The organism is Methylobacterium nigriterrae, assembly GCF_037106235.1.
Taxonomy (GTDB): domain Bacteria; phylum Pseudomonadota; class Alphaproteobacteria; order Rhizobiales; family Beijerinckiaceae; genus Methylobacterium; species Methylobacterium nigriterrae.
The window spans coordinates 1-23987 of sequence record NZ_JBAWTG010000012.1 but is presented as its reverse complement, the minus strand read 5'-3'; the positions used below and the strand labels follow the sequence as shown (position 1 = coordinate 23987).

Annotated in this window: 26 protein-coding genes and 1 tRNA gene; 11 read left to right on the top strand and 16 right to left on the bottom strand. The window is 68.8% G+C overall.

The features are described 5' to 3' along the window. Positions 1-247: 247 nt before the first annotated feature. The 7 genes from WDW90_RS09280 to map all read right to left on the bottom strand — a co-directional run bounded on the left by WDW90_RS09280 (position 248) and on the right by map (position 7556). Complete coding sequence (locus WDW90_RS09280) at positions 248-1189, bottom strand: hypothetical protein (protein ID WP_336487102.1); 942 nt, start codon at positions 1187-1189, stop codon at positions 248-250. Between the two features lie 168 nt (positions 1190-1357). Next, entirely contained in the window at positions 1358-1705 is a 348-nt protein-coding gene (locus tag WDW90_RS09275) for a helix-turn-helix domain-containing protein (protein WP_336487101.1), read from the bottom strand. A gap of 570 nt (positions 1706-2275) precedes the next feature. Further along, entirely contained in the window at positions 2276-3118 is an 843-nt protein-coding gene (locus WDW90_RS09270) for a transglutaminase family protein (RefSeq protein ID WP_336487100.1), read from the bottom strand. Positions 3119-3236: 118 nt separating this feature from the next. After that, complete coding sequence (locus tag WDW90_RS09265; protein WP_336487099.1) at positions 3237-4181, bottom strand: alpha-E domain-containing protein; 945 nt, start codon at positions 4179-4181, stop codon at positions 3237-3239. Positions 4182-4278: 97 nt separating this feature from the next. Further along, positions 4279-5718 carry a circularly permuted type 2 ATP-grasp protein gene (locus WDW90_RS09260; protein WP_336487098.1) on the bottom strand — a complete coding sequence of 480 codons (1440 nt, stop codon included), beginning with the start codon at positions 5716-5718 and terminating at the stop codon, positions 4279-4281. A 256-nt stretch (positions 5719-5974) separates the two neighbouring features. Beyond that, on the bottom strand, positions 5975-6685 hold the full coding sequence (gene radC, locus WDW90_RS09255) for a RadC family protein (protein ID WP_336487164.1): 711 nt from the start codon (positions 6683-6685) through the stop codon (positions 5975-5977). Between the two features lie 40 nt (positions 6686-6725). Next, positions 6726-7556, bottom strand: coding sequence for a type I methionyl aminopeptidase (gene map, locus WDW90_RS09250; protein ID WP_336487097.1), 831 nt, complete (start codon positions 7554-7556; stop codon positions 6726-6728). A 195-nt stretch (positions 7557-7751) separates the two neighbouring features. Here map and WDW90_RS09245 point away from each other — a divergent pair, with 195 nt between their 5' ends. The 5 genes from WDW90_RS09245 (at position 7752) to WDW90_RS09225 (ending at position 10056) form a co-directional block, all read left to right on the top strand. After that, positions 7752-8009, top strand: a complete 258-nt coding sequence (locus tag WDW90_RS09245) for a zinc-finger domain-containing protein (RefSeq protein ID WP_336487096.1) — start codon at positions 7752-7754, stop codon at positions 8007-8009. An 18-nt stretch (positions 8010-8027) separates the two neighbouring features. Beyond that, on the top strand, positions 8028-9218 hold the full coding sequence (locus WDW90_RS09240) for an FAD-dependent monooxygenase (RefSeq protein ID WP_336487095.1): 1191 nt from the start codon (positions 8028-8030) through the stop codon (positions 9216-9218). Positions 9219-9261: 43 nt separating this feature from the next. Continuing rightward, positions 9262-9348: transfer RNA gene (locus WDW90_RS09235), tRNA-Leu, on the top strand. A gap of 175 nt (positions 9349-9523) precedes the next feature. Then, on the top strand, positions 9524-9805 hold the full coding sequence (locus WDW90_RS09230) for a hypothetical protein (protein ID WP_336487094.1): 282 nt from the start codon (positions 9524-9526) through the stop codon (positions 9803-9805). Between the two features lie 29 nt (positions 9806-9834). Then, positions 9835-10056, top strand: a complete 222-nt coding sequence (locus WDW90_RS09225) for a hypothetical protein (RefSeq protein ID WP_336487093.1) — start codon at positions 9835-9837, stop codon at positions 10054-10056. 164 nt (positions 10057-10220) lie between these two features. Here WDW90_RS09225 and WDW90_RS09220 read toward each other — a convergent pair whose 3' ends face one another. Further along, positions 10221-11096 (bottom strand): DUF4336 domain-containing protein, encoded by an 876-nt coding sequence (locus tag WDW90_RS09220; RefSeq protein ID WP_336487092.1) that lies wholly within the window; start codon positions 11094-11096, stop codon positions 10221-10223. Between the two features lie 325 nt (positions 11097-11421). Beyond that, the gene (locus WDW90_RS09215) at positions 11422-11994 is read right to left on the bottom strand and encodes an NMCC_0638 family (lipo)protein (RefSeq protein WP_431311006.1); all 573 of its coding nucleotides are present in this window, start codon (positions 11992-11994) and stop codon (positions 11422-11424) included. A gap of 204 nt (positions 11995-12198) precedes the next feature. On the opposite strand from WDW90_RS09215, the gene WDW90_RS09210 reads away from it, so the two are divergent. Further along, on the top strand, positions 12199-12429 hold the full coding sequence (locus tag WDW90_RS09210; RefSeq protein ID WP_336487090.1) for a hypothetical protein: 231 nt from the start codon (positions 12199-12201) through the stop codon (positions 12427-12429). A 78-nt stretch (positions 12430-12507) separates the two neighbouring features. Here WDW90_RS09210 and WDW90_RS09205 read toward each other — a convergent pair whose 3' ends face one another. Both WDW90_RS09205 and WDW90_RS09200 read right to left on the bottom strand, forming a co-directional pair. After that, positions 12508-12783, bottom strand: a complete 276-nt coding sequence (locus WDW90_RS09205; RefSeq protein WP_336487089.1) for a hypothetical protein — start codon at positions 12781-12783, stop codon at positions 12508-12510. 98 nt (positions 12784-12881) lie between these two features. Continuing rightward, positions 12882-13511 (bottom strand): hypothetical protein, encoded by a 630-nt coding sequence (locus tag WDW90_RS09200; RefSeq protein WP_336487088.1) that lies wholly within the window; start codon positions 13509-13511, stop codon positions 12882-12884. Between the two features lie 283 nt (positions 13512-13794). Here WDW90_RS09200 and WDW90_RS09195 point away from each other — a divergent pair, with 283 nt between their 5' ends. The 3 genes from WDW90_RS09195 to eda all read left to right on the top strand — a co-directional run bounded on the left by WDW90_RS09195 (position 13795) and on the right by eda (position 17673). Next, a complete protein-coding gene (locus WDW90_RS09195) occupies positions 13795-14934 on the top strand; it encodes an asparaginase (RefSeq protein ID WP_431311005.1) in 1140 nt (379 codons plus the stop codon). 197 nt (positions 14935-15131) lie between these two features. After that, complete coding sequence (gene edd / locus WDW90_RS09190; RefSeq protein WP_336487087.1) at positions 15132-16955, top strand: phosphogluconate dehydratase; 1824 nt, start codon at positions 15132-15134, stop codon at positions 16953-16955. A 100-nt stretch (positions 16956-17055) separates the two neighbouring features. Continuing rightward, the gene (gene eda / locus WDW90_RS09185) at positions 17056-17673 is read left to right on the top strand and encodes a bifunctional 4-hydroxy-2-oxoglutarate aldolase/2-dehydro-3-deoxy-phosphogluconate aldolase (RefSeq protein WP_336487086.1); all 618 of its coding nucleotides are present in this window, start codon (positions 17056-17058) and stop codon (positions 17671-17673) included. 26 nt (positions 17674-17699) lie between these two features. Here eda and WDW90_RS09180 read toward each other — a convergent pair whose 3' ends face one another. The 4 genes from WDW90_RS09180 to WDW90_RS09165 form a co-directional block, all read right to left on the bottom strand. After that, a complete protein-coding gene (locus tag WDW90_RS09180; protein WP_336487085.1) occupies positions 17700-18425 on the bottom strand; it encodes a Crp/Fnr family transcriptional regulator in 726 nt (241 codons plus the stop codon). 129 nt (positions 18426-18554) lie between these two features. Then, positions 18555-18848, bottom strand: a complete 294-nt coding sequence (locus tag WDW90_RS09175) for a hypothetical protein (RefSeq protein WP_336487084.1) — start codon at positions 18846-18848, stop codon at positions 18555-18557. A gap of 216 nt (positions 18849-19064) precedes the next feature. Next, a complete protein-coding gene (locus tag WDW90_RS09170; RefSeq protein WP_336487083.1) occupies positions 19065-21179 on the bottom strand; it encodes an ABC transporter ATP-binding protein/permease in 2115 nt (704 codons plus the stop codon). A 200-nt stretch (positions 21180-21379) separates the two neighbouring features. Beyond that, a complete protein-coding gene (locus WDW90_RS09165) occupies positions 21380-21685 on the bottom strand; it encodes a hypothetical protein (RefSeq protein ID WP_336487082.1) in 306 nt (101 codons plus the stop codon). A gap of 217 nt (positions 21686-21902) precedes the next feature. Between WDW90_RS09165 and WDW90_RS09160 the strand changes: the two genes are divergently transcribed. Together WDW90_RS09160 and WDW90_RS09155 are read left to right on the top strand one after the other, a co-directional pair. After that, entirely contained in the window at positions 21903-22535 is a 633-nt protein-coding gene (locus WDW90_RS09160; RefSeq protein WP_336487081.1) for a 2OG-Fe(II) oxygenase family protein, read from the top strand. 23 nt (positions 22536-22558) lie between these two features. Further along, positions 22559-23269 carry a peptidase inhibitor family I36 protein gene (locus WDW90_RS09155; RefSeq protein WP_336487080.1) on the top strand — a complete coding sequence of 237 codons (711 nt, stop codon included), beginning with the start codon at positions 22559-22561 and terminating at the stop codon, positions 23267-23269. An 82-nt stretch (positions 23270-23351) separates the two neighbouring features. On the opposite strand, the gene WDW90_RS09150 is transcribed toward WDW90_RS09155, so the two are convergent. Further along, positions 23352-23987, bottom strand: a 636-nt coding sequence (locus tag WDW90_RS09150; protein WP_336487079.1) for a TCP-1/cpn60 chaperonin family protein, incomplete at its 5' end; no start/stop codon positions are given.

The following is a 23987-nucleotide window of genomic DNA, read 5'->3' as shown; positions in this document are numbered from 1 at the left end:
GCCGCCACCGTGCAGGCCAGCCGGACCGCACGCCGACCGCCGCTGACCTCGGCCCGTTCGGCGCCGTGACAGGCGAAAGGCCACGGCCCCGGGGCGCGATTCTCGCTCCCGGGGCCGCCCGGATCACACGCTCGGCAACCCGAGGTCGCTGCGGGCCACGCGGATCAGCGGCTCAATCGGCGGTCCGGGCGGTCTGCCGCCGCACGGCGTCGTCATGAGGTCGGATCGCGTCCGCCCGCATCCGGGTTCAGCTGAAGGTCGCACTGTCGGTCAGGTAATCGACATACGTGCAAGTGCGTCCCCGATAGGGACCGCCGACCGGACCGACCTGGTACTCCTTGAGGCGGTCGACCGAGTTCGGGGGAACGAGGTCCGTGACCATGACCGGAGCGTTGAAGTTGCCCGCGTAACCCTGCGCCACCACGCCGGTTCCCGCCTCGTTCAGGATCTCGGCATTCGGCGGCGCGACAGGCGGCGCGATCGGTGGCGCGTTCGCGCGCGAGACGCGGAGCGCTGCGGAGGGCTGCACGGTCCAGGTGCCGTCCGAATTATAGGTGACGTTGAACGACTGATAGCCCGGCGTCGCGTCGCAGAGCGCGGCCGTCGCCGACGAGGAGGTGAAATTCATCACGGTGCCGGGCGTGTAGTTTCCGGTCGCGACGTAGAATTGCAGCACCGGCTGGCAGTCGAGATTGCTGTTCGGCAACGCCGTCACGAAGTTCGAGAGCGTGATGCCGCCGGACACGTTCTGGATCGCTGAGCCGGCATTGTAGCTCTGCAGGGCGGGATTGAAGGGCGGCGTGACGATCCGGAACGACCCCGGCTGAGGACCCTGCGTCGAGACCGGGATCGTCAATCCCAACGACGGAAGGATCATCGTCGTCGTGTTGTTCGTGGGCGCCCCGCCGGGCGCCGGCGTCAGGCCGATCGGCTGGCTCGCCGCGAGCTGCCCGGACGGCTGACCGACGACGGGCGGCTGGACCTGCTGCTGAACCCCGGCGAGAAACTGGAGGACCAGCGAGAATGTCAGCACCGCGCCGGACTGGCTATACGGAAGCAGGGTCTGCGTATAGAGGCTATTAGTATAGAATTCCGAGCCGCCGCTATAGATCGCGGGCGCTTGGAAAAAGAAGAAGCTCTGCGCTGAGAGGCTGTTATTCCTCACATTGATCGTGATTGGAGTTGGCATCGCAATATCCTGCTATGATCATGTTGGGCTCATCGAGAGTTTTGCTCGATGCTTCACCCGCAGCGATCATAGATCGGATTATTTTCGTGTGTTCCGTTGGGAATTGCTTTGCAGGCAATATCTGAAGAATAGTCTTGCGCAACGTGCAATTTGCGGCGCCGCGCGGCCTCAGCGGTCGGCGAGAGAATCGAAGAACCTCAAGAGTAGCGATCTCGACGTTTCGGTCATGAGGTGTGTCAGCGGCCGGAACGACGCCACGAGGTTGTCATCCGCATCAATGCTGGGAGACGATGTCAGCTTGTGCTGATCGATCAAGCCGTTCCCCGTTAAGAACCAGTCAAGCGATATATCCAGGTACTGGCATACGGATATTGCGTTATCGATCGACATCGGCCCGTCGTTCTTCCATCGCGTGATCGTGCTCTCGTTGACGTTGACGTTATAGGCCAGTGCGAATTGTTTCTGAATCCCGCGCAACTTCATCGCCTCGACAAGCCTTTGCCCGCGTGTGGACATTCCGAACGCGTTGCCTTCGTTCCTGGTGCGGGCCGCTCTAGGCGAGAAACTTGGCAACCAGAACGATATTTACCAGTCAAAAGATCGCTTAGGTAATGTTTGTCTGCGTGGGCGCGAGATCAGGCGCGATACTTTCGCGTCCCGAGCGCGTCGCCGGGCGTGAGACAATTTACGATCGCAACGCTCGGCGGATGTGACCAGCATGCCGCGCCTGCCCGGACGCGGCGCGGATGGCGATCGATCCGACACTCCCCTGCGGGAGAGGTTGCGTTCGCGGATTGGACCGGGCGCGGGGACGCGTGATCCGGAAGGGTCGCCGCCTATCCCAGGCCGTCTCTCGGCGGGCTTGCGCGCTCACGCCTCGCGACGCGCCGCTCCTCCCAGCGGGAGGGGAAGCGCGGCGTGTGTCACAGGATCATCGCCGACCGCGATGGGTGAAACGCCAAGCCAGGACGGGAGAGGGGCGGGCCACATCCAGAAGTCTGTCGCCCGTCACGATGTGCGATCCTGGGAGCTCATGCGCCCGCACGGATCGCGTGCAGGGGGGCGGCCGGGTCGGACGAAAAACGGTCAGGCCTGGCTCTGCCGCTGCTGGACCTGCGCCTGTGCCGGCTCGACGCGGAGGCGCACGTCCAGGGTCTCGGTGCCGCCGCCCGTGCGGCTGCCGCGGATCGGCGCGGCCCCGAGATAGTCGAGGCCGATCGCCACCCGGATATAGGCCTCGTCCGTGCCGAGACCCTGTGACGGGTCGAACCCGACCCAGCCGAGGTCGGGCACCAGCGCCTCGGCCCAGGCGTGCCCGGCCTCCTGCTCGGCCGTCCCGTCGCGGCGGTGAAAGTAGCCCGAGACGTAGCGGGTCGGGATCCCGAGGTGGCGGGCGGCCGCGATGAAGACGTGGGTGAGGTCCTGGCAGACGCCCTTTCCGGCCTCGAAGGACCGTGCCGCCGTCGTGCTCGCGCTGGCCGGGCCCGGCTCGAAATCCATGTGGTCGTGCACGGCGGCGAGCAGGCGATGCAGGCAGGGCAGCACCGACCGGTCCCCCGCGGCCTGCGTACGCTCGGCCAGTTCCTGGATCTCGTCGCTCGGCGAGACGAGGTCGGTCTCGCGGAGGTAGAACAGGTCGGGCAGGCGCTCCACCGCGCCCCGCACGATGCCGTGCGTCTCGTTCGTGTCGACTTCACCGGAGACCCGGACCGTCAGGGCGTCGGCCGGCTCGTCCGGCGTGAACCAGTGCACGATGTTCCCGAACCCGTCCTCGCGCTCGGTCATCCGCCCGTCCACCGAGGGCTCGATGCGCCAGCGCCGCACGTACTGTCCGTCATGGTCGCGCGGGGTCAGCCGCATGACCTGGATCAGCCCGCGCGCCGGTTGCTCGTAGGCGTAGATGGTCTCGTGGACGAGGCGGATGCGCATGCCTGGATACTGCCGTTCAGAACCGCTTCCGCCGGCACGGGACCAGCCGTAACGCGTTGCGGAATTGCTTGGTTTTCAAGGGTAGCCTCAGGCCCGGAGCCTCGACAAGGCGTCCTCGTCAGACAAGGTACTGCGCGATGATCGCCTCGCCGACCCGGTTGTTCTCCTCGATGAAGGCGCTGACGAATTCGTGCAGGCCCGCGGCGAAGACCCGGTCGATGTCCTCGCTCTCCAGCCGCGCGAGCAGGTTGCCCGCCAGCCGCTGGCTCGCGCCGCGGCGGCCGTAGGCGTCGGCGATCAGGTCGAGATGCTCCACGAGGACGCCGTAGCAGTTCGCGAAGGAGCGCGGCATCTGGCGGTTGAGGATCAGGAGGTCGGCCACCAGCAGCGGCTTGATGCTCTCGCGGTAGACCCAGTGATAGGCGTTGAAGGCCGAGACCTCGCGCAGGATCGTCGTCCACTGGAAGTAGTCGAGGCTGCCGCCGACCTTCTCGTGGGCCGGCAGCAGGATCTGGTACTTCACGTCGAGGATGCGGGCCGTGTTGTCGGCCCGCTCGATGGCGGTGCCGAGCCGCGTGAACCAGTAGGCGTCGTTGCGCAGCATCGTCCGGTAGGCCGAGCCGTCGAAGGTCAGCGAGATGCCCTTCACCCAGTCCAGGAAGCGCGAGAATTCCTCGCGGTTGAGGTCGCGCCCCTCGTAGTTGCGCAGTTCCAGCCAGGCGCCGTTGATCGTGTCCCACATCTCGGTGGTGAGCGCCGTCCGCACGCTGCGGGCGTTCTCCCGCGCCGTCTCGATGCAGCTGCGGATCGATGAGGGATTGAGCGGGCTGAAGGCCAGGAAGTTGCTGACCGTGTCGGCGTTGATGCCGTCGTAGAGCGGCTTGAACACCGCGGTGTCGCCGGCGGAGGCGAGCGCGGAGGCCCACTCGTTCGTCTCGCCGCCGCCATAGGCGGTGGGCAGCGAGGCGAGGCGGTGCGCCGCGTCGAGGATGCGGGCCACGAACTCGGCGCGCTCGACGTAGCGCGAGAGCCAGTAGAGGTTGTCGGCGGTCCTGGACAGCATGGGATCTTCGCTACGAAGGCCGCGGCCGCCGGGGCGGCCGACGGCGAAAAATGCCTCGGATCAGGGCAGGTTCGCCTGCCCAATTTTCAGGCGGACGTCAGGCATCGAGGACCCAGGTGTCCTTGGTGCCGCCGCCCTGGCTCGAATTCACCACGAGCGAGCCCTCCTTGAGCGCGACGCGGGTGAGGCCGCCCGGCACGATCCGGATCTCGTCCGCGCCGCAGAGCACGAAGGGCCGCAGGTCGACGTGGCGCGGCGCGACGCCGGAGGCGACGAAGGTCGGGCAGGTGGAGAGCGAGAGCGTCGGCTGCGCGATGAAGCCCTCCGGCGCGTGGCGCAGGCGGCGCCCGAATTCCTCGATCTCGCGCTTGGTGGCGTGCGGCCCCACCAGCATGCCGTAGCCGCCGGATCCGTTCACCTCCTTCACGACGAGTTCGTGCAGGTTGTCCATCACGTAGGCGAAGGCCTCCTTCTCGCGGCAGCGATAGGTCGGCACGTTGTGCAGGATCGGCTCCTCGCCGGTGAAGAACTTCACGATCTCCGGCATGTAGCTGTAGACCGCCTTGTCGTCGGAGATGCCGGTGCCGACGGCGTTGGCGAGCGTCACCGAGCCGCGTTCGTAGGCGTTCATGATGCCCGGCACGCCGAGCACGGAGTCGGGCCGGAACACCAGCGGGTCGAGGAAGTCGTCGTCGAGGCGGCGGTAGATCACGTCGACCCGGCGCGGTCCCTCGGTGGTGCGCATGTAGACGACGTCGTCCTTGGTGAAGAGGTCGGACGCCTCGACGAGCTCGACGCCGAGCTTGTCGGCCAGGAAGGAATGCTCGTAGAAGGCCGAGTTGTAGCGCCCCGGCGTGAGCAGGACGACGGTGGGATCGCGGGTCGCGGTCGTGGGCGCGAGGCTGCGCAGGGTCGCGAGCAGCGCGTCGGGATAGTTCTCCACCGGCGCCACGCGATGGCGCGAGAACAGGTCCGGGAAGAGGCGCAGCATCACCTCGCGGTTCTCCAGCATGTAGGAGACGCCCGACGGGATGCGGGCATTGTCCTCCAGCACGAAGAAGTCGTTCTCGCCGGTCCGCACGATGTCGATGCCGGCGATGTGCACGTAGAGGTCGTGCGGCACCCGGAACGCCCGCATCTCCATGCGGTAATGGGCGTTCCGGTAGACGAGGTCGGCCGGGATGATGCCGGCCTTGATGCAGTCTTGCGGCCCGTAAATGTCGCTGAGGAACGCGTTGATGGCGGTCACGCGCTGCTTGAGGCCGCGCTCCAGGAACCCCCATTCGGGCTTCGTCAGGACCCGGGGGATGATGTCGAAGGGGATCAGCCGCTCGGTCGATTCGTTGTCGCCGTAGACCGCGAAGGTGATGCCGATGCGCCGGAAGAGCAGTTCCGCCTGGCTGCGCCGGGTGTTGAAATGCTCGGGCGGGGTCGAGTCGAGCCAGGTCTTGAGCTGGCCGTAGGCCTCGCGGACCGCCGTAGGGTCCATCGCGCCGATGTCGCCACCGGTCATCTCGTCGAACGCCGCGCGCGCCATTGCCTGCCTCCCTGACACCTCAGGCTAGAGGCAAGAGGCGCGCCACGCAAAGGGTTAAGAGGGCCACGACAAAGCCGCACACAACGCGGCGGAGCGGGGCGTGTCGACCGATGAGCGCCTGAACAGGCCAGTAAAAGCCGCGCGAACGAGACAATGCAGCGCCGCTTCCGTGCAGGAATGGCCCCGGTGCCGGCGAGATCTCGTGGCCGGTCCGATCGATTCCGCCGGCCGGCCCGAAATATCCGGAAGCGTACGCTCAGATCAGCTTCAGGCCCTTGAGGCTCGAATGCCCGTTGCGGCCGAGGATGATGTGGTCGTGGACGACGATCCTGAGCGGGTCGAGCACGCCGATGATTTCGCGCGTCATCTTCACGTCCGCGGCCGAGGGGGCCGGATCGCCCGAGGGGTGGTTGTGCGCCAGGATGATGGCGGTCGCCGACAGCTCCAGCGAGCGGCGGGCCACCTCGCGCGGATAGACCGGCGTGTGGTCCACCGTGCCGCGCCCCTGCACCTCGTCGGCGATGAGGTGGTTGCGCTTGTCGAGGAACAGGATGCGGAACTGCTCGCGCGGCGAGAACGCCATGGTGGCGCGGCAATAGTCGAGCACGGCGGCCCAGGAGGAGAGGAGCGGTCGCTCCGCGATGGCGCCGCGGGCGAGCCGGTGGCCGGCCGCCTCGATGAGCTTCAGGTCCGCGATCACGCCGGGCCCGATCCCGTCGATCTCGGCGAGCCGCGCGGGCTCGGCGCTGACCACCTCGGCGAAGCTGCCGAAGCGGCGGATCAGGGCCTTGGCGAGCGGCTTCACGTCCCGGCGCGGGATCGCCCGGAACAGGGCGAGCTCGAGGAGTTCGTAGTCGGGCAGCGCGTCGGCGCCGCCTTGCGCGAAGCGGGCGCGCAGGCGGTCGCGATGCCCGAGATAATGCGGCGCCTCGCCGGTCTCCGCCGCCGGCGCGACGGCGTCGCTCAGGAGATCGGCGCCCGGCGCCGGCCGCTTCACGGAAGGCGCCTCAGGCCAGCGGATTCGTCGGCTGGTGCAGGCCCTTGGGCGAGACCGTGAAGATCTCGACGCCCGTCTCCGTCACCGCGACCGTGTGCTCGAACTGCGCCGACAGCGAGCGGTCGCGGGTCACCGCCGTCCAGCCGTCGGAGAGCACCTTCACGGCGGGGCGGCCGAGATTGATCATCGGCTCCACCGTGAAGAACTGGCCGGGCTTCAGGGGGACGTCGTAGCTCGGCTCGACGTAGTGCAGGATGGTCGGCGCGTCGTGGTAGATGCGGCCGAGGCCGTGGCCGCAGAAGTCGCGCACCACCGAGCAGCGCTCGGCCTCGGCGAAGGCCTGGATCGCGCGGCCGATGTCGTTCGTCGAGCCGCCCGGCCTGATCGCCGCGATGCCGCGCATCAGCGCCTCGTAGGTGATCTCGCACAGGCGCTGCGCCTTGCGGGGCACCTCGCCGACAAAGGCCATCCGGCTCGAATCGCCGTGCCAGCCGTCGAGGATCAGGCAGATGTCGAGGTTGACGATGTCGCCCTCGCGCAGCGGCTTGTCGTTCGGGATGCCGTGGCAGACGACGTGGTTGATCGAGGTGCAGATCGATCTCGGGTAGCCCCGGTAGAACAGCGAGGCCGGGTAGGCGCCGTGGTCCATCGCGAAGGTGTAGGCGAGCCGGTCGAGGTGCTCCGTGGTGACGCCGGGAGCGACCGCCTCCATCAGGATGTCGAGCGCCTCCGCCGTCAGGCGGCCGGCGCGGCGCATGCCCTCGAAGTCCTCCGGGCCGTGGATCGGCGGTTCGGGGGCGCGGCGCGCGCCTTGCGCGGACGCTTGCTCTTGCTGGGTCATCGGGGAGGGGTCTTCGTGAAGCCGTCGGTCTCGAACGCCCTATGTACGGCGCGCGGGCGGGCGCGCCAACCCGAAGGCGCGCAACGCGCACTAGGATTGCGCCCCGCGAGCGGCTAGAGGCATGGCCGTCCGTGGCCTGACGGCCCCGGCGCGGATAGGATGGAGCCCGCCACCGAGGCGGCAGGCAGGAACGCGATGGCTGACAAAGCGGTACCGCACTTCCACAACGACATCGGCGTGGCCGTGATCCATGTCGGATCGCGGGAGTTCATGTGCATCGGCGCGCTGCCGCCCTTCGACCACCCGCACGTCTTCCTCGACATGGGCGCCGACCACGAGATCATCTGCCAGTACTGCTCGACGCTCTACCGGTATCGCCCGAGTCTGAAGGCGGGCCACGCCGACCCGGAATCCTGCGTCTGGATCGACCGCACCGTGGCCGCGGCGGAGTAGGAGGCGCGGTCCATCGCCGTGAGCACCCTCGACATCGCCATCGTCGGTGCCGGGATCGGCGGCCTGACCGCGGCGCTCGCTCTCAACGCCGCGGGTCACGCGGTGACGCTCATCGAGCGCCGCACGGGCTTCAGCGAGGTCGGCGCGGGCCTGCAGCTCTCGCCGAATGCGAGCCGGGTGCTCGCCGATCTCGGCCTCTCGGCGCCGCTGCGGCGGGCCGCCACCGAGCCGCCGGGCGTGACCGTGCGGGCGCTCGAATCGGGTCGCCGGATCGGCGCCGTCACGCTCGGGCCGACGGCGCGCGAGCGCTACGGCGCGCCCTACTACGTGATCCACCGGGCCGACCTGCAGACGCTGCTCCTCGACGCGCTGCGGGCCCGGCCCGGCATCCGCCTCTTCGTCGGGCGCGACGTCACCGGCCTGAGCGAGACCGCGGACGCCGCCACCCTGACCGTCGAGAGCGTCAACGGCGGCAAGGGCGAGACCCTGCGCGCCGATCTCGTGGTGGGCGCCGACGGCCTGCGCTCGCGCGTGCGCCAGCACCTCGACCCGCGGCCGCTCTCGGCCTGCCGCATGGCGGCCTGGCGCGCCGTGGTGCCGCGGGAATCCGCCCCGCCAGACCTGCAGGGCGACGCGACCGGCCTCTGGCTCGGGGCCGGGCGGCACGTGGTGCATTACCCGATCCTCGGCGGGCAGCGCATCAATGTCGTGGCGATCGTGCCCGAACGGCAGGGCGACGAGGATTGGGGCCGCCTCGGCGAGCCGGCCGTGCTGCGGGCGCATTTCCGCAGGGTCGCGCCGGATCTCTCCGAGCTCCTGGCGATGCCCGATTCCTGGCTCGTCTGGTCCCTCGTCGAGCGTCCGGTCTCCCGCCCGCTGGCGCGCGGGCGGGTGGCGCTCCTGGGCGATGCCGGTCATCCGGTCCTGCCCTTCCTGGCTCAAGGGGCGGCGCTCGCCATCGAGGATGCGGCCGTGCTGACGCGCTGCCTCGCGGCCGGCGACGTGCCCGCGGCGCTGGCCGCCTACGCCGACGCCCGCGCGTCCCGTGCCCGCCGCGTCCAGAAGGCGGCCCGCGGCAACGGCCGCGCCTATCACGCGCGCGGCCTCCCGGCCGTCATCCGCAACGCCGTAATGCGCCGCCTCGGCCCGCACGGCATGCGCGAGCGCTACGCCTGGCTCTACGGCTGGAGGCCCGGGCCGCTGGGCTGAGCGCTTGATCTGCCGACCCCGCCTCGCTACCGCAGGCGCGGATGCGGACGTGGCGAAACCGGTAGACGCACGAGACTTAAAATCTTGCGGCCGCAAGGCCGTGCGGGTTCGAGTCCCGCCGTCCGCACCATGGTCCTCGGAAACATGACCATCGCCAGCTTTCTCTCCGGTCAGGGCACCCCGACCGGCATCGCTGCCGGAGCAAGGTCGTAGGCGAGCAAGGACGCACACCCAAGCTGCCACACTGCTCGCACAATGCCCCGCGACTACCTCGCCCTGGACTGATCGCAGCAAGGGGTAGCAGGATGAACCGGACAGAGCGTTCGTCTACGAGTGCATCGGTCGTGGCCTTCACACCGCGCGTTGCGCCTGTGGAGGCGAATGAGGAGATCGCCTCCGTGATCGAAGTTCTCCAGGACCAGCTCGCGCTCGCGCGTGAGGGCAAGCTCCGCTCCGTCGCTGTCGTCTCCGTATCGTCAGACGGAGAGGCCGTCGGCACGCAGTGGTCTTGCCAGCGAGGCGATGTCACGAGCCTGATCGGCAAGCTCGCGGTGCTCACGCACGACCTGATGGCAGGGCGCCAGTAGGTGCAGCCGTCGCGCCTCTGGACTCGTCAGTGAAGACGGGCTTCCTCCTCATCCTGACCATCATCGCCGGCGCCCGGCGGGATGATGGCGTGGCAGCGGTGTTCGACACCAGGGACCGCTGCGAGCGGGTCGGGCAGATGGCTGTCGAGCAGGCGCTCACCGAGCTGTCCGCACGAGGCGTACGGGCAGGCTCGGCTTGGTTCCGATGCGAGGAGGTGCGGGGCAGGGCCATAGGCGACCTGACGCAGTGATCCTTCGGCTACACGCTCGCCGATATGGCCCGGGGCAGGCCGATCGTCGGAGCGGCACACGCGTGGCCTTGGACCTCACACCGCGGCTTCCCGGCCGGAAGGCCGAGACCGCGAGAACCGCAGGCCCACGCGTCACGAACGAAGCTGCCGGAGGCACCACGGGTCTACCGACTCCGCCGCCTCGCGTAGGCAAGAGCTCCGATGACGCAGATGAGCGCCACCCCGGCGAACAAAGTGGAGACCCGGGCCGGCGCTGGCGTCCGATCGCCGAACGCGGAAACGCGAGCACGTCCGGCGCCGCCGCTCGGCCCTAGAAGCCACGCTAGGGAGTCACGCAACTGCTCGGCGGCATCACGTCGGAACCACCGTCCATGAGCGAAGATGACCCGTTCCGGGTCGAACTCCACGAGCCGTCTCGCTGCCAGAGCCACCTCGTGCCGTTTCGTGCGCAGCAGGAGCCTGAGGTACAGTGGGGCCTTGCCGTCAGGAGCGACAATCCCCAGCAGACGAGCCAGGGGCCGCGCGAGCAGCGGCAGGCGATCGGCCTCCAGGTTGATGACAAGGTCCGTCAGGAGGAGCGTCCGGCTCGGACGATGAAACAAGCAAACCTCCTTGAACACCGGCCCGACGACGAGCACTTGGTCGATCTCGCCCGCCCAGATGGAGGGTGGCTCGTCCCCCAGTTCAGCATCGATCCGAACGCCAGCGCGGCGCACCTGCCCGCGATCACGAAGCCCTGGCACCGCCCAGGTCACTGAACCGGGGCACGCCGACTGCCAGTCCCTTAGGAACAGCCAGTGGCCAACACTGGGCGCGACCAGGTGACCGATGCGTCCTATCGTTTCGAGTGCACGCTGAAGTCCGGCGGTGTACGCGACCGGCGAGTGAAGGAGCAGCTCACCGCCGGAGAGGCGGATCACCGTCATTCGGACCGGGAGGGGCATACCACCCGCACGAAGCGGCGGTGCGTCCACGATCCAGACCCCGTCAGCAACCTGCTTTGGGACGTTGAGCGGCGGGTAACTGGTCTCGTGTGGCAAGCTCGCGAACTCCCATCAGCTCTCGGTTCTCTCCAAAAACCTATCCTCGGAGCACATGGGTCCCGCGAGCTGGTCAGCCAAACAGGGCGACCGCCAGCCCATCGTGAAGGCACTCGCCAGCCGCGACGAAGGTCGCTGCAAAGCCTCTCGAAGGCGAACGAAAAACATCAACGTTCTCAATGATGTCCGTTGGTACGGAGGGTCTCCCGCCGTCCGCACCAAGAGCAGGCGCCCGCTCGACCTGCGTGGTGCGCCTCCGGATGCGCGGTCCGGCCCGAAACGGCGCTGCGTGCGGTCGGCGGGCCGAAGCCGAAGGCAGAAAAAGCTAGAGAGCTGCGGATGAGAGAGTGATCGCCGCTTGTATCGACGCGCTCGGATTACCGTTCGTGCTCGTGACGAGATTGTACGCCTTGTCACCAACCGTCAGCCTGTCGATCGCCGTTCTCCTGTCCGGCTTCTGGTCATCTGAGACCTGTTCCAACTGGACATGCAGCCCTCTGAAGAGCGAACGAACCTGCGAGATAATATCGGCGTTGCCGCCTTCCCCCATGAATGCCGTGCAGGCGCCGTTGTCCTCGGATACGAGCGCCAAACGGGTGACCTTGTTCGTGGCGTCGTAGCCGACGCCTTTGCGGGCTCGAAGGAAGATCGCCTTGCCTCCTTCGCTCAATTCCGGAACGCCCTTCCGCGTGAGGAAATCACGCAAGGCATCCCGCCGCCCTGCGAACTGCACGCAAGTTTGAGTGAAGAGCCCGATCAGCTGAGCGGCAGCGGGAGAGGGATTATCAGGCGCTTGAGCCGAAGCGGGTCGCGAGAATGTCGATGCGGTTGCAATCGTTACGGCAACGAGGGGATGAAGTCTCACTCGGTTTCTCCCAGGAGGCGCGGCATACGACATCCGGCGGCTGGTGCGAAAACGATATAATCTCCATTTCTTTCCCGTTTCAGCGGGGCTCAGCTTAACGCGGCTTCTATTCGGCGTCGGCCACGGGCGACAGCACCGGGCGCGAATGCGCCACGGCCGCGCCCGGCCTGTCGTGTCGGGGCGGAACGCCGAGCCGATCCCTTCGGTTGAGTTCGGCGTACAACCGAGAGGGTCATCATGAGATATCCCGTGTCATTCGCCGCCGTGCTCGCGCTCGCCCTGCTCGCCGGCGGCACGGCCGTGCAGGCCAAGGGCTGCATCAAGGGCGCGGTCGTCGGTGGGGCGGCCGGCAGCGTTGCCGGGCATGGCAAGATGGGCGCGGCCGCGGGATGCGCCGTCGGCCACCACAAGGCCAACAAGAAGGACCAGCAGCAGAGCGGCGGCCAGGGGCAGCCGCAGGGGCAGTAGCCTTTCGCGGGCGGCTCAAGGCCCGAATCGGAGACGCGCGAGAGGCCGAAGGACCCTCGCGCGTCATCCACCGCCGCTTCATTCGCAGATCTTGCGCACGACGAGGTCGCCGTCCTCGTTGATGAAGCGCTTGACGTAGCAGGTGCCGTAATAGGCCGGGACAACGCCGACGAAGCGTGGTCCCCAGCCGTAATGCCGCCCCCAGCCGCCGTGATGCCCGAAGCCGCGGCCGAAGCCGCCGCCGAAACCACCATGTCCGCCGCCGAAGCCCCCGCGCGCGGACGCCTCAGTCGCACCGAGTGCAGCGACACCGACCGCGACGAGCGCGGCCATAACCCGAACCGAACGAATCATTCATGCCTCCTATCTGGGCAGCCGATCGTTTCGGCCGCGGAGGCTGGAATGACGTCGGACGCGCCCGGCGACTGTGATCGCCCTCACGCGGGCGCCGGTCAGTCTTCCGGGATCTCGCCGGCGGGCGGGGCCCCGTCCGCGTCGTCCTGGCGGGCATGGGCCTCGCGCGCGGGCCTCGGTTCCGGCCCGGCCACGGCCGGAGTGCTGCCCTGGCCCGGCATGAGGATGTCCTCGGCCCGTTTCAGGTCGACCACCTGCGAGCGGGTCGCGCCCGCGCGGTAGCCGAGCGATTGCGCGACGCCGCGCAGGTCGCGCACGGCCCGGCGGCCCGCCTCCGGCCCGTGGCAGATCGCGAAGTAGGTGGCGGTGAAGTTGGTGTAGCGGCGGACCGTCTCGCGGGAATCCTCCGTCGCGAAGGGCGCCAGCAGGATCCCCACCGTGCGGCCCTGCTTCTCGGCGATGACCGCGGGCCTGGTCGGCGAGCAATAGACATAGCCCGTCTCCTCGCCGCGGGACACGCGGCCGCCATAGCTGGCGTGGAAGGTTCTCAGCCGGGTCCGCTTCAGGCTGCCCTCCGGCGTCGTCCGGACGGGCTCGACCGCGACGATGCCGAACTCGTCGCATCCGTCGGGTTGGCAGAGACCGCGGATCAGGTCGGTTCGGTTGTAATCCTGCCCCCAGGCAGGCGTCGCGAGCAGGATGGCGGCACTCAGGATTCTTGCGTGCATCAGGACCCTCTATTTCCCCTGCTGCGGGTAGGGTCCGAGTTTGACGCTGCCGTGGCACGCGCGCCCCGGATGCTCGCGCGAATCCGCCGGCGTACGCGGCCGGACGTTGGGACGCGGATCTCCCCGTCGGAGTTGAATCCAGCCGTATAACACGACCGAGAGTCGCAAATCCGGCCCGCCCGACGGCTCCGCGACGGCGCGCAGGCGTGGCGGGCGGTCTCCGTCTTGCGTTGCGGCGGCCAGGAATGCTCATCTCGGCCGTTCCCTGAGACAAGGTTCGCCGATGCCCTCAGCCCAGCTTCGTCCCGCCCGCCCGCGCCGCGCCGCGCGCCTCGCCCAGGTGGCCTTCCTGATCGGCGCCATGGGAGCGGTTCCCGCAGTAACGCCGCTCCAAGCCCGCGAGATGCCGGAATCCGGCAGCGCCACCGTGGCGGGCAAGCCGAACGTCGTCATCCTGGCGACCGGGGGCACCATCGCGGGCGCGGGTGCCGATGCCAGCAACAGCGCGACCTATCAGGCCGCCAAGGTGCCGGTGGACAAGCTGATCGCCGCGGTGCCCGCCATGGCGAACGTCGCGAACGTGCGCGGCGAGCAAATCTTCCAGATCGCCTCGGAAAGCTTCACCGACGCGCAGCTCGTCCAACTCGGCAAGCGCGTCTCGCAACTCCTCAAGCAGGACGACGTCGACGGCGTGGTGATCACGCACGGAACCGACACGCTCGAGGAAACGGCCCTGTTCCTGAACCTCGTCGTGCGCAGCGACAAGCCGATCGTCGTGGTGGGCTCGATGCGCCCCTCGACCGCGATCTCGGCCGACGGCGCATTGAACCTCCTCGACGCGGTCACGGCCGCCGCCAGCAAGGAGGCGGTCGGCAAGGGCGTCCTCGTCACCATGAACGACAACATCTTCTCCGGCCGGGACGCGACGAAGCGCACGAACATCGTGCCGAGCGCCTTCTTCAGCCAATGGGGCCCTCTCGGCATGGTGGTGGAGGGCAAGACCTACTTCCTCCGGGCCTCGACGAAGCGCCACAACACGTCGTCGGAATTCGACATCGAGACGATCGACAGCCTGCCGCTCGTCGCCATCGTGTACGGCTCCGGCAACATGTACCCGGGCGCCTACGACGCGGCCGTCCAGGCCGGCGCCAAGGCGATCGTGAATGCCGGCACCGGCAACGGCTCGGTGCCGGGCTACATCGTGGACAAGCTCAAAGACATCCGGGCGAACGGCACGCTGATCGTCCGCTCATCGCGCGTGCCGGACGGCTTCGTGCTGCGCAACGCCGAGCAGCCGGACGACAAGTACGACTGGGTGGTCGCCCACGACCTCAATCCCCAGAAGGCCAAGATCCTCGCGGCCGTGGCCCTGACCAGGACGCAGGACACCAAGGAGTTGCAGCGCATCTTCTGGGAGTACTGACCCGGCGGTCCTCGGCGACGGCTCGCCCGATCGCGGGGAACCGTCGCCCCTTCCATCGCGGGCGGGCACGCATAAGTGAGGCGGCAGGAAGCCCGGCGAACCTTCCCGAGCATCTTGTAAACGTTTACAAGGGACGGTGGCCCGTCTACAGCCGGCGCCTGGCGGGGCCCGCTCGCGGACAGCAGGAAGGACGAGGAATGACCGAGACCCATCCCGAGATCGCAGCCGTCACCGCCCGCGTGATCGAGCGCTCGCGGGACTCGCGTCGGGCCTATCTCGACCTGATCGAGCGCGAGCGCGAGGGCGGCGTGCACCGTCCGACGCTCGCCTGCGGCAACCTCGCCCACGGCTTCGCGGCGGCCGGCGAGGACAAGGCCGCGATCCGGGCCGGGCGGACGATGAACATCGGCATCGTCACCGCCTACAACGACATGCTCTCGGCCCATCAGCCCTACGGGCGCTATCCGGACCAGATCAAGCTCTTCGCCCGCGAGCGCGGCGCCACCGCCCAGGTGGCGGGCGGCACGCCGGCCATGTGCGACGGCGTCACGCAGGGCCAGCGCGGCATGGAGCTGTCGCTGTTCTCGCGCGACACCATCGCGCTCTCGGCCGCGGTGGCCCTCAGCCACGGCATGTTCGACGGGGCGGCGCTTCTCGGCATCTGCGACAAGATCGTGCCGGGGCTGCTGATCGGGGCGCTGCGCTTCGGCCATCTGCCGACCATCCTGATCCCGGCCGGCCCGATGCCGTCGGGGCTCGCCAACAAGGAGAAGCAGCGCATCCGCCAGCTCTACGCGGAAGGTAAGGTCGGGCGCGAGGAACTGCTCGAATCGGAGGCCGCCTCGTATCACGGGGCGGGCACTTGCACCTTCTACGGCACCGCCAACTCGAACCAGATGATGATGGACGTGATGGGGCTGCACATGCCGGGCGCCTCCTTCATCAACCCGGGCACCAAGCTGCGCCAGGCCGTGACGCGCGCCGCGGTGCACCGGCTCACCGAGATCGGCGCGGACGGGAACGACTACCGTCCCCTCGGGCGCTGCGTCGACGAGAAGGCCATCGTCAACGCCGTGGTCGGGCTCCTCGCCACGGGCGGCTCGACGAACCACGCGATCCACCTTCCGGCGATCGCGCGGGCAGCCGGCATCGTGCTCGACTGGGAGGATTTCGACCGGCTCTCGGCCGTCGTCCCGCTGATCGCGCGCGTCTACCCGAACGGCTCGGGCGACGTGAACCATTTCCACGCGGCCGGCGGCATGAGCTTCGTCATCGCGAGCCTGCTCGATGCGGGCCTCCTGCACGACGACATCATGACGGTGTCGGGCGCGCGCCTGCGCGACCATGCCCGCGACCCGAAGCTCGACGGCGAGGACCTCGTCTACGAGGCCGCCCCCGAGAAGAGCTACGACGAGACCATGCTGCGCCGGCCGGACAGCGCCTTCCAGGCCGACGGCGGCATGCGCCTCGTGAAGGGCAATCTCGGCCGCGCCACCTTCAAGACCAGCGCGGTCGAGGCGCATCGCCGGACGATCCAGGCGCCGGCCCGGGTCTTCGCCGACCAGGACGACGTGCTGAGGGCCTTCAAGGCCGGAGAACTTGAGCGTGACGTGATCGTGGTGGTGCGTTTCCAGGGCCCGCGCGCCAACGGCATGCCGGAACTGCACAAGCTGACGCCGCCGCTCGGCGTCCTGCAGGACCGCGGCCACCGGGTCGCGCTCGTCACGGACGGGCGCATGTCGGGCGCCTCCGGCAAGGTGCCGGCCGCGATCCATCTCAGCCCCGAGGCCATCGGCGGCGGCCCGATCGGCCGGATCCGCGACGGCGACATCGTGCGCCTCAGCGCCGAGGAGGGTCGGCTCGAGGTTCTGGTCGACGAGGCCGAGTTCGCCGCCCGCGAGGAGTCCGCGCCGCCCGCACCCGCCTCCGGCACCGGCCGCGAACTCTTCGCCTTCATGCGCCACGGTGCGGACGGGGCCGAGCAGGGCGCCTCCGCGATGCTGGCGGCGGCGGGGCTTTGAGGCCCCGGGCCCTTCGCCGCTGCCTGCGCGCCGAGCCGCCCGCCTGCGGGCGGCGCGCGATCCCTCAGCCTCATCTCCCCTGCATCGAGAGGAACCGGCCATGACCAGCATCGACGCCCTGATGCGCTCCGTCCCCGTGATTCCCGTCCTGGTGATCGAGGACGCCTCCCATGCCGAGCCGATCGCGCGGGCGCTGGTCGAAGCCGGCCTGACCGCGCTCGAGGTGACGCTGCGGACGCCTGCGGCCCTCGAGGTGATCCGGGCCATGGCGCGGGTCGAGGGTGCGGTCGTCGGGGCCGGCACGGTCCTGAACCCGCGCGACCTCGACGCGGCGATCGGCGCGGGCGCGCAGTTCATCGTCAGCCCGGGCCTGACCGAACCGCTGACGAAGGCGGCCCTGGAGCGCGGCATCCCCTACCTGCCGGGCGTCGCGAATGCCGCCGACATCATGCGCGGTCTCGATCACGGGCTCGACCGGTTCAAGTTCTTCCCCGCGGAGGCGGCCGGCGGGATCAAGGCTCTGAAGGCGCTGGCCGGCCCGTTCGGACAGGTCCGCTTCTGCCCGACCGGCGGCATCACCGAGGCGACTGCGCCGAACTGGCTGGCCCTCGAGCCGGTTCTCTGCGTCGGAGGCAGCTGGGTCGTTCCCGCCGGTGCGCCGGACGTCGCCGCGATCCGCCGCGCGGCGGAGGCCGCCGCCAGGCTGCGGCGGGGCTGACACGCCGTCACGCCCGGGGTACGCGCTCAGCGCGGCTCGCTGTGCTGATGCAGGTAGAGCGGGTTGAAGAGCCCGACCTCGGCGAGCCGGTCCCAGTTCGGGATGATCAGGCGCCCGCCGTTCCAGACCACGAGGGTGCGGGCGCGCATCTCCTGCAGCACGCGGTTGACGTGGACCGTCGTGATGCCGAGCACGTCGCCGAGCTCGCCCTGGGTCAGCGGCAGGAGGATGCTGCGGTCAGCCGCGTTGGCGAGGCCGACGGCGCTCAGGCGGGTATACAACTCGCAGAACAGGTGCGCGGTCTGTTCGAGGGCCGAGAGGCGGCTCATGGTGAGGAGCCATTCGCGGTGTATCGCCCCGTCGATCAGCGTCGTCAGCCAGAGGAGGCGCGTGAGATGCGGCTGCGTCTCGGTGATCTGCGCCAGGACGGCGTGCGGGACGAGGCCGACGCGGCAGCGCGTGAGCGCGGTGACACCGTGGTCCATCGTCTTCAAGAGGAAGCTGTGGAGGTCGACGAAATCGCCCGCGACGTGGATCGAGGTGATCTGGCGGCGCCCATCATCCGTGAGGTTGTAGCGACCCGCGAACCCGTCGAGCAGGATCGTGCTGTTGCTCGGGCGGCTGCCGTTCTCGACGAGGTCGTGGCGCGGCTCGATGATGCGGACCTGCGCGACGATCGTCCGAAGGATGCCCTCCTCCGCTGGCGAGAGGCGGTCGAGGCAGGCCAGTTTCTTAGCGAGCGGGTCGTGCATCGCTCTCTCGAACGTGGCACGGGCCGATCCGGATCTGCCGGCCCGGCGCCGCGCTCCGACGCGAGACGCCCGCCGCGGCGAGGGCCGGGCGGGCGTCGGCGAAATGCAGGGCGATGCGCCCGTTCCGGATCAGCAGCCGTCCTTGTTCGCCTGCTGCGAAGCGGTCGGCTTGCCCTCGGACTGGCTCTTCACGTCGTTCGCCGAGTTCGCGCCCGTCGAGCCGGCATTGCTCATGGCGCCGACCGTGCCGGGCGACTCGGCCTTGGCGCCTGGGCTCACCTTCGCGGTCGAGCCTGGATCGACGTTCGAGCTCGTGTCCTTGTTGGCTTGGTTGCCGACGGTGGTGCCCGTCGTGCAGGGCGCCGCTATGGCGGCGGAGCTCATCAGCAGAAAGGCGCCGGCGACGGTCGTGAGCTTTCTCATGCGTTCCTCCAAAATGATTAACGCAGAGCAAAACGACCGATCTCGCAGTCGGTTCCAAATAAACGCCAGGCGGAGCCGTGAAATCTATCTCTCTTCCGGGCTCTTACCGTTGATCGACGCCGTCAAATCCTTTTGCGTTGCGGCAAGATCGATGAATGCGACGCATGCAATCGTCTAAAACTTGACAATTGCGAGCCCGGCCGGGTGGACATCAGGTCACTCGGCCGGCACGGCATGGCGCAGGTCGCGCGGCTCGAAGCGGCCGTCGGCCGCAGCCTGCATGTCGAGACGTCGGTCATGGTGCTCGTGCAGCGTCGAGCGGTGGCCGATCGAGACGATCGTCGTACCGGGCAGGCGCTCGCGCAGCATCCGGTAGATGCCGGCCTCGCTCCGTTCGTCGAGGGCCGCGGTCGATTCGTCGAGGAACAGCCAGTCGGGCCTCGCCAGCACGGCCCGCGCGATGGCGAGGCGCTGCTGCTCGCCGCCGGAGAGCCGCTGATCCCAGGCATCGACCTCGTCGAGCCGGTCGACGAGCTGCGGAAGCTGCGCAGCGACGAGCGCCTCCCGGATCGCCGCGTCCGAGAACTGATCGGTCGTGTTGGGATAGACCACCGCGCCGCGCAGGCTGCCGAGGGGGATGTAGGGCCGCTGCGGCAGCAGCAGCGCCGACTGACCCTTCGGCACGTCGACCCGGCCCTTGCCGAACGGCCAGATGCCCGCGATCGCCCGGAACAGGGTGGACTTGCCCGAGCCCGATGGGCCGGTCACGAGGGTGGCGGCGCCCTTCGGGAGCGAGAGCCGGTCGGCCGTCACGATCTCGCGGCCGTCGGGCAGCGCCAGCGCGAGGCCCGACGCCGTCACGTCGGCCCTGGTCTCGTTGCCCTGGGCGAGGCCGTATCCGGCGCCCGACAGGGCTTCGGCCTTCGTCATCGCCCGCTTGAAGGAAGCGAGGCGGTTGGTGTTCGCCTTGTAGGCCGCGATGGTCACGTAGGAGTTGATGAAGAAGGACAGGGACGATTGCACGCTCGAGAAGGCGTCGCCCGTCTGCTGGAACTGGCCCAGAGTGATCTTCTTCAGGAAATAGGAGGGCGCCGCGAGGATGTAGGGGAACACCACGCTGAGCTGGCTGTAGGACAGCGTGAAGCTGCCGAGCTTGATCCGCCGGTAGATGATGCCGAGGTAGTTGTCGATGATCTCGCGGAACAGGCCCCACAGCCGCACGCTCTCGGCGCGCTCGCCGCGCAGCAGCGCGATCTGCTCGGAATAGATGCGCGAACGGGCGAGCGAGAAGCGGAAGTCCGCCTCGACCTTCTCCTGCCGGAAATCGAGCCCGATCAGCGGCCGTCCGATCAGATGGGTCAGCCAGGTGCCGACGACCGCGTAGCCGACGACGAGCCAGACGAGGAAGCCCGGCACCACGGTGTCGGTGAAGGGCAGCACGAAGTCCCGCGACAGGCCCCAGAGGATCACCATGAAGGAGACGAGCGTCGCGGCCTGCGAGAGCAGGCGGATCGACAGCGTCGTCGTCTGCGAGATGAACAGGTTCACGTCCGACTGGATGCGCTGATCCGGGTTGTCGGCGTGCTCGCCCGTGAAGGGGATGCGGTAATGGGTGCCGCCGTCGAGCCAGCGCTCGTAGAGGCTGCGGGTCAGCCAGGTCCGCCAGCGCAGATGGAGCGAGGCGTCGACGAAGGTGTCGACCATGCCGACGATCACCCAGATCGTGGCGAGCGGCCCGAACACCCAGATCAGCTGGTACCAGAAGACTTCGGAATTGTATTCCTGCAGCGCGTTGAAGAGGTCGCGGAACCAGAAGTTCAGGCGCAGCTGCAGTGCCACCTGCGCGAAGGTGATGAAGATCGAGAGCGCCACGAGCCGCTGCCCGACCTTGCCCTCGGTGGCGCCGAAGAAGCGGAACGGCCCGATCTCGCGCGTGGGCTCGTCGCGGGACGCGAAGTACGGGTCGGCGATCAGCGTGATGTCGCGGATCGGCCCGAGATACGAGATGCCGAGCACGATCGCGCCGAACACGACGGCGCCGGTCGCCGCGAAGGAGGGGGGCAGCAGAGCCGCCAGCGTCGGCGGCAGGAGACCCATCGCGGCGAGCGTCTTGCCGCCGGCCAGGATCAGGTAGCCGAGGCCGTAGACCGAGACGAACACCTTCAGGTAGGCCGAGAGGTGGGCCGAGGCGAGCAGGATGCCGGCCATCACGAAGCCGGCCAGCGACACGTAGAGGGGCGGCGACGGCACGCCTGGAGCCGCCAGCAGAACGAGGGCGAAGATCGCCGTGAGGGCGGCCTGGAAGCCGAGCCCGCTCCTGATTGCGGCCACGCGCATCTCCCCTTTTCCTTCGCCTTCACCGGCCGGCCGCGGCAAGACCTGCTCCGCAAGGGCCGGCCGGCCGCCAGTGACGGCGGCTCATGGCGAGATAGTGGCGCAACTCACGGCTTGTCTTGTGAATTTTTGGTCATGGAACGCACCTCGCGGCGAGGCCGCGGCGCGCGGTCGCGTCCTCACCGCGACGGCGCGTGCTATTTCCAGTCCCAATCCCAATCCTCGAGGCCCGGCTCCTTACAGCGATAGCCGATCGGGCATTGCGGGTTGTCGCGGGTCGGCACGAAGCGCAGTTCCGCGATCTCGGTGAACTCGCAGAAGCTGCGGTCGCGAACGAAGCGCTCGGGCGGCGCGGTTCCGGTTCCCAGGACCACCGCGCCCTCCCGCTTCACCAGCGCTATCGCCTCCGCGCACAGCATGCGCGGCGTCGCCGAGCGGGTCTGCCCACTGGCCGGCATCGCGGTCGCGAGGCCGAGCAGAAGCGCGAGGGCAGGACGTCTCATCGCGGGTGGCCGGCCGCCTTTGCAGCATCGAGGATGTGAAGCATGGCAGTTTCCGTTCCGGGCGGAAAGGGTCTCGCACCGCAACCGCCGCGCGCTCGCCGCAATCTGAGAATTTAGGGGATTCCCAGCGCAGGAAGACTCGCTAAGATTCCGTTGCCCGTGAACTTGACGGATTCGACCGGCGCACCTTCAACTCTCGATTGCGGAAAAACCTTCGATGTCCGGTCTGTCGATCCTCAATGTCGATGCGGTGCGCGCCGCGCCGCTCAGCCACGAGCCCTATCGCTACGCCCTGGCGGACGGGGTGCTCAAGGCCGAGGCGATCGACGAGATCCGGCGCGACTTCCCCGATATCGGCAAGCCCGGCTACCTGACGGTGGACGAGGTCGCCCTCAAGGGCCGTTTCAAGGCTCTGATCGACGAGCTCGAGAGCGACGCTTTCTCGAAGATCCTGGGCGACAAGTTCGGGGTCGATCTCGTGTCCTGCCCGCGCCTCACCACCATCATGAAGCGCTCGCAGCTGAAGTACGGCTCGATCCACACCGACGGCCCGTCGAAGGTCCTGACGCTGCTCGTCTACATGAACGACGCCTGGGACGCGCCCGCCGCCGGCCGCCTGCGCGTCCTCTACGACGGCAAGAACTATGCGCCGTTCGCGGTCGAAGTGCCGCCGACGATGGGCACGATGTTCGCATTCCTGCGAGCGGACAATTCCTGGCATGGCCACGAGCCCTTCGAGGGCGAGCGCCGGGTCGTGCAGGTGGCGTGGCTGAAGGACGCGGCGGAACTGGAGCGGAAGAAGAAGCGCAACCGCACCGCGCAGTTCCTGAAGGGCATCTTCGGCCGCTGAGGGTTGAACCGGGGGATTGGGACATGGCGGTGGGGATCGAGGGGGCCCTGACCGGTGGCGCGTCGGGGGAGGCGGCCCGCGCGGATCGGGGCGATGGCTCTGTCAGATGGTTCGCGATGCTGCTTGCCCTGGCGGCCGGCTGGGGAGCCCTGTTCAGCTACAGCGCCGTGTTCCTGTCCGAGGACCTGCCCCTCAGGCCCGGCGCGGCGCCCGCCCGGCTCGATCCGAGCCGATCCGAGACGGCCGGCTTCGAGGTTCCGAACGAGCTGGCCCGCACGTCCGGCGCTCTGCCGACGGCGCGGCGCCGGGCCGAGGCTTCGGCCGCCGAGGAGCCGGTCCAGCCGCGTCCGGTCGCCTTCGTGGGCCTGGGGCCGGACATCGCCCCGACCCCCGGCTCGAACCTCGGGGCCGCCCAGTCCGCTTCGATGACGGCGGAGCGGGCCGATTACGTCGGCACCTGGGGGCCGACCGGCGCGGCCTGCGGCGCGCGCTCGCGCCGCCGCGGCTACCTGCCCGCCACGATCACCGAGGACGGGGCGCGGGCCGGGCGCACCACCTGCAACTTCCACGATGGGCGCCGCAGCGGGAACGCCTGGGTGATGGCGGCCGATTGCAGCGACCGCGGCCGCCGCTGGTCGTCGCAGGTGCGGCTCCTCGTCGACGGCGACCGCCTCACCTGGACGAGCGGCAAGGGGTCATCGTCCTACGTGCGCTGCTCTCGCCGCGCCGGCTGAGCGCTCGAAGCCTTCCGTCGAGCCCGACGAAAAAGGGGCCGCCTCTCGGCGACCCCTCTTCCGTTGGCCGTGGCCGGACCTCTTAGAAGTCCATGCCGCCCATGCCGCCGCCGCCCGGCATCGGGGGAGGCGCGTCCTTCTTCGGAGCGTCGGCGACCATCGCCTCGGTGGTGACGAGGAGGCCGGCAACCGAGGCCGCGTCCTGGAGCGCCGTGCGCACGACCTTGGCCGGGTCGACGATGCCGGCCTGGATCATGTCCACGTACTCCTCGGTCTGGGCATTGAAGCCGTAGGTCTCCGAGCCCGTGTTGTCGGAGATCTTACCGACCACGATCGAGCCCTCGACGCCCGCGTTCGAGGCGATCTGGCGGAGCGGGGCCTCGAGCGCCTTCAGGACGATCTTGATGCCGGCCGCGACGTCGGCATTGTCGCTCGACAGGCCCGCGACCGCCTTCTTGGCGCGCAGCAGCGCGGTGCCGCCGCCCGGAACGATGCCCTCTTCCACCGCAGCGCGGGTGGCGTTGAGCGCGTCGTCCACGCGGTCCTTCTTCTCCTTGACCTCGACCTCGGTCGCACCGCCGACGCGGATCACCGCGACGCCGCCCGCGAGCTTGGCCAGGCGCTCCTGCAGCTTCTCGCGGTCGTAGTCCGAGGTGGTCTCCTCGATCTGCGCCTTGATCTGCCCGACGCGGGCCTCGATGTCCGACTTCTCGCCGGC

What these genes read in the sequence shown, in the direction of transcription:
- WDW90_RS09280 (WP_336487102.1), bottom strand. Translation starts at nt 1,189, where the DNA reads ATGCCAACTCCAATCACGATCAATGTGAGGAATAACAGCCTCTCAGCG.
- WDW90_RS09275 (WP_336487101.1), bottom strand. Translation starts at nt 1,705, where the DNA reads ATGTCCACACGCGGGCAAAGGCTTGTCGAGGCGATGAAGTTGCGCGGG.
- WDW90_RS09270 (WP_336487100.1), bottom strand. Translation starts at nt 3,118, where the DNA reads ATGCGCATCCGCCTCGTCCACGAGACCATCTACGCCTACGAGCAACCG.
- WDW90_RS09265 (WP_336487099.1), bottom strand. Translation starts at nt 4,181, where the DNA reads ATGCTGTCCAGGACCGCCGACAACCTCTACTGGCTCTCGCGCTACGTC.
- WDW90_RS09260 (WP_336487098.1), bottom strand. Translation starts at nt 5,718, where the DNA reads ATGGCGCGCGCGGCGTTCGACGAGATGACCGGTGGCGACATCGGCGCG.
- map (WP_336487097.1), bottom strand. Translation starts at nt 7,556, where the DNA reads ATGACCCAGCAAGAGCAAGCGTCCGCGCAAGGCGCGCGCCGCGCCCCC.
- WDW90_RS09245 (WP_336487096.1), top strand. Translation starts at nt 7,752, where the DNA reads ATGGCTGACAAAGCGGTACCGCACTTCCACAACGACATCGGCGTGGCC.
- WDW90_RS09230 (WP_336487094.1), top strand. Translation starts at nt 9,524, where the DNA reads ATGAACCGGACAGAGCGTTCGTCTACGAGTGCATCGGTCGTGGCCTTC.
- WDW90_RS09215 (WP_431311006.1), bottom strand. Translation starts at nt 11,994, where the DNA reads ATGTCGTATGCCGCGCCTCCTGGGAGAAACCGAGTGAGACTTCATCCC.
- WDW90_RS09210 (WP_336487090.1), top strand. Translation starts at nt 12,199, where the DNA reads ATGAGATATCCCGTGTCATTCGCCGCCGTGCTCGCGCTCGCCCTGCTC.
- WDW90_RS09205 (WP_336487089.1), bottom strand. Translation starts at nt 12,783, where the DNA reads ATGATTCGTTCGGTTCGGGTTATGGCCGCGCTCGTCGCGGTCGGTGTC.
- WDW90_RS09200 (WP_336487088.1), bottom strand. Translation starts at nt 13,511, where the DNA reads ATGCACGCAAGAATCCTGAGTGCCGCCATCCTGCTCGCGACGCCTGCC.
- WDW90_RS09195 (WP_431311005.1), top strand. Translation starts at nt 13,795, where the DNA reads ATGCCCTCAGCCCAGCTTCGTCCCGCCCGCCCGCGCCGCGCCGCGCGC.
- edd (WP_336487087.1), top strand. Translation starts at nt 15,132, where the DNA reads ATGACCGAGACCCATCCCGAGATCGCAGCCGTCACCGCCCGCGTGATC.
- eda (WP_336487086.1), top strand. Translation starts at nt 17,056, where the DNA reads ATGACCAGCATCGACGCCCTGATGCGCTCCGTCCCCGTGATTCCCGTC.
- WDW90_RS09180 (WP_336487085.1), bottom strand. Translation starts at nt 18,425, where the DNA reads ATGCACGACCCGCTCGCTAAGAAACTGGCCTGCCTCGACCGCCTCTCG.
- WDW90_RS09175 (WP_336487084.1), bottom strand. Translation starts at nt 18,848, where the DNA reads ATGAGAAAGCTCACGACCGTCGCCGGCGCCTTTCTGCTGATGAGCTCC.
- WDW90_RS09165 (WP_336487082.1), bottom strand. Translation starts at nt 21,685, where the DNA reads ATGAGACGTCCTGCCCTCGCGCTTCTGCTCGGCCTCGCGACCGCGATG.
- WDW90_RS09160 (WP_336487081.1), top strand. Translation starts at nt 21,903, where the DNA reads ATGTCCGGTCTGTCGATCCTCAATGTCGATGCGGTGCGCGCCGCGCCG.
- WDW90_RS09155 (WP_336487080.1), top strand. Translation starts at nt 22,559, where the DNA reads ATGGCGGTGGGGATCGAGGGGGCCCTGACCGGTGGCGCGTCGGGGGAG.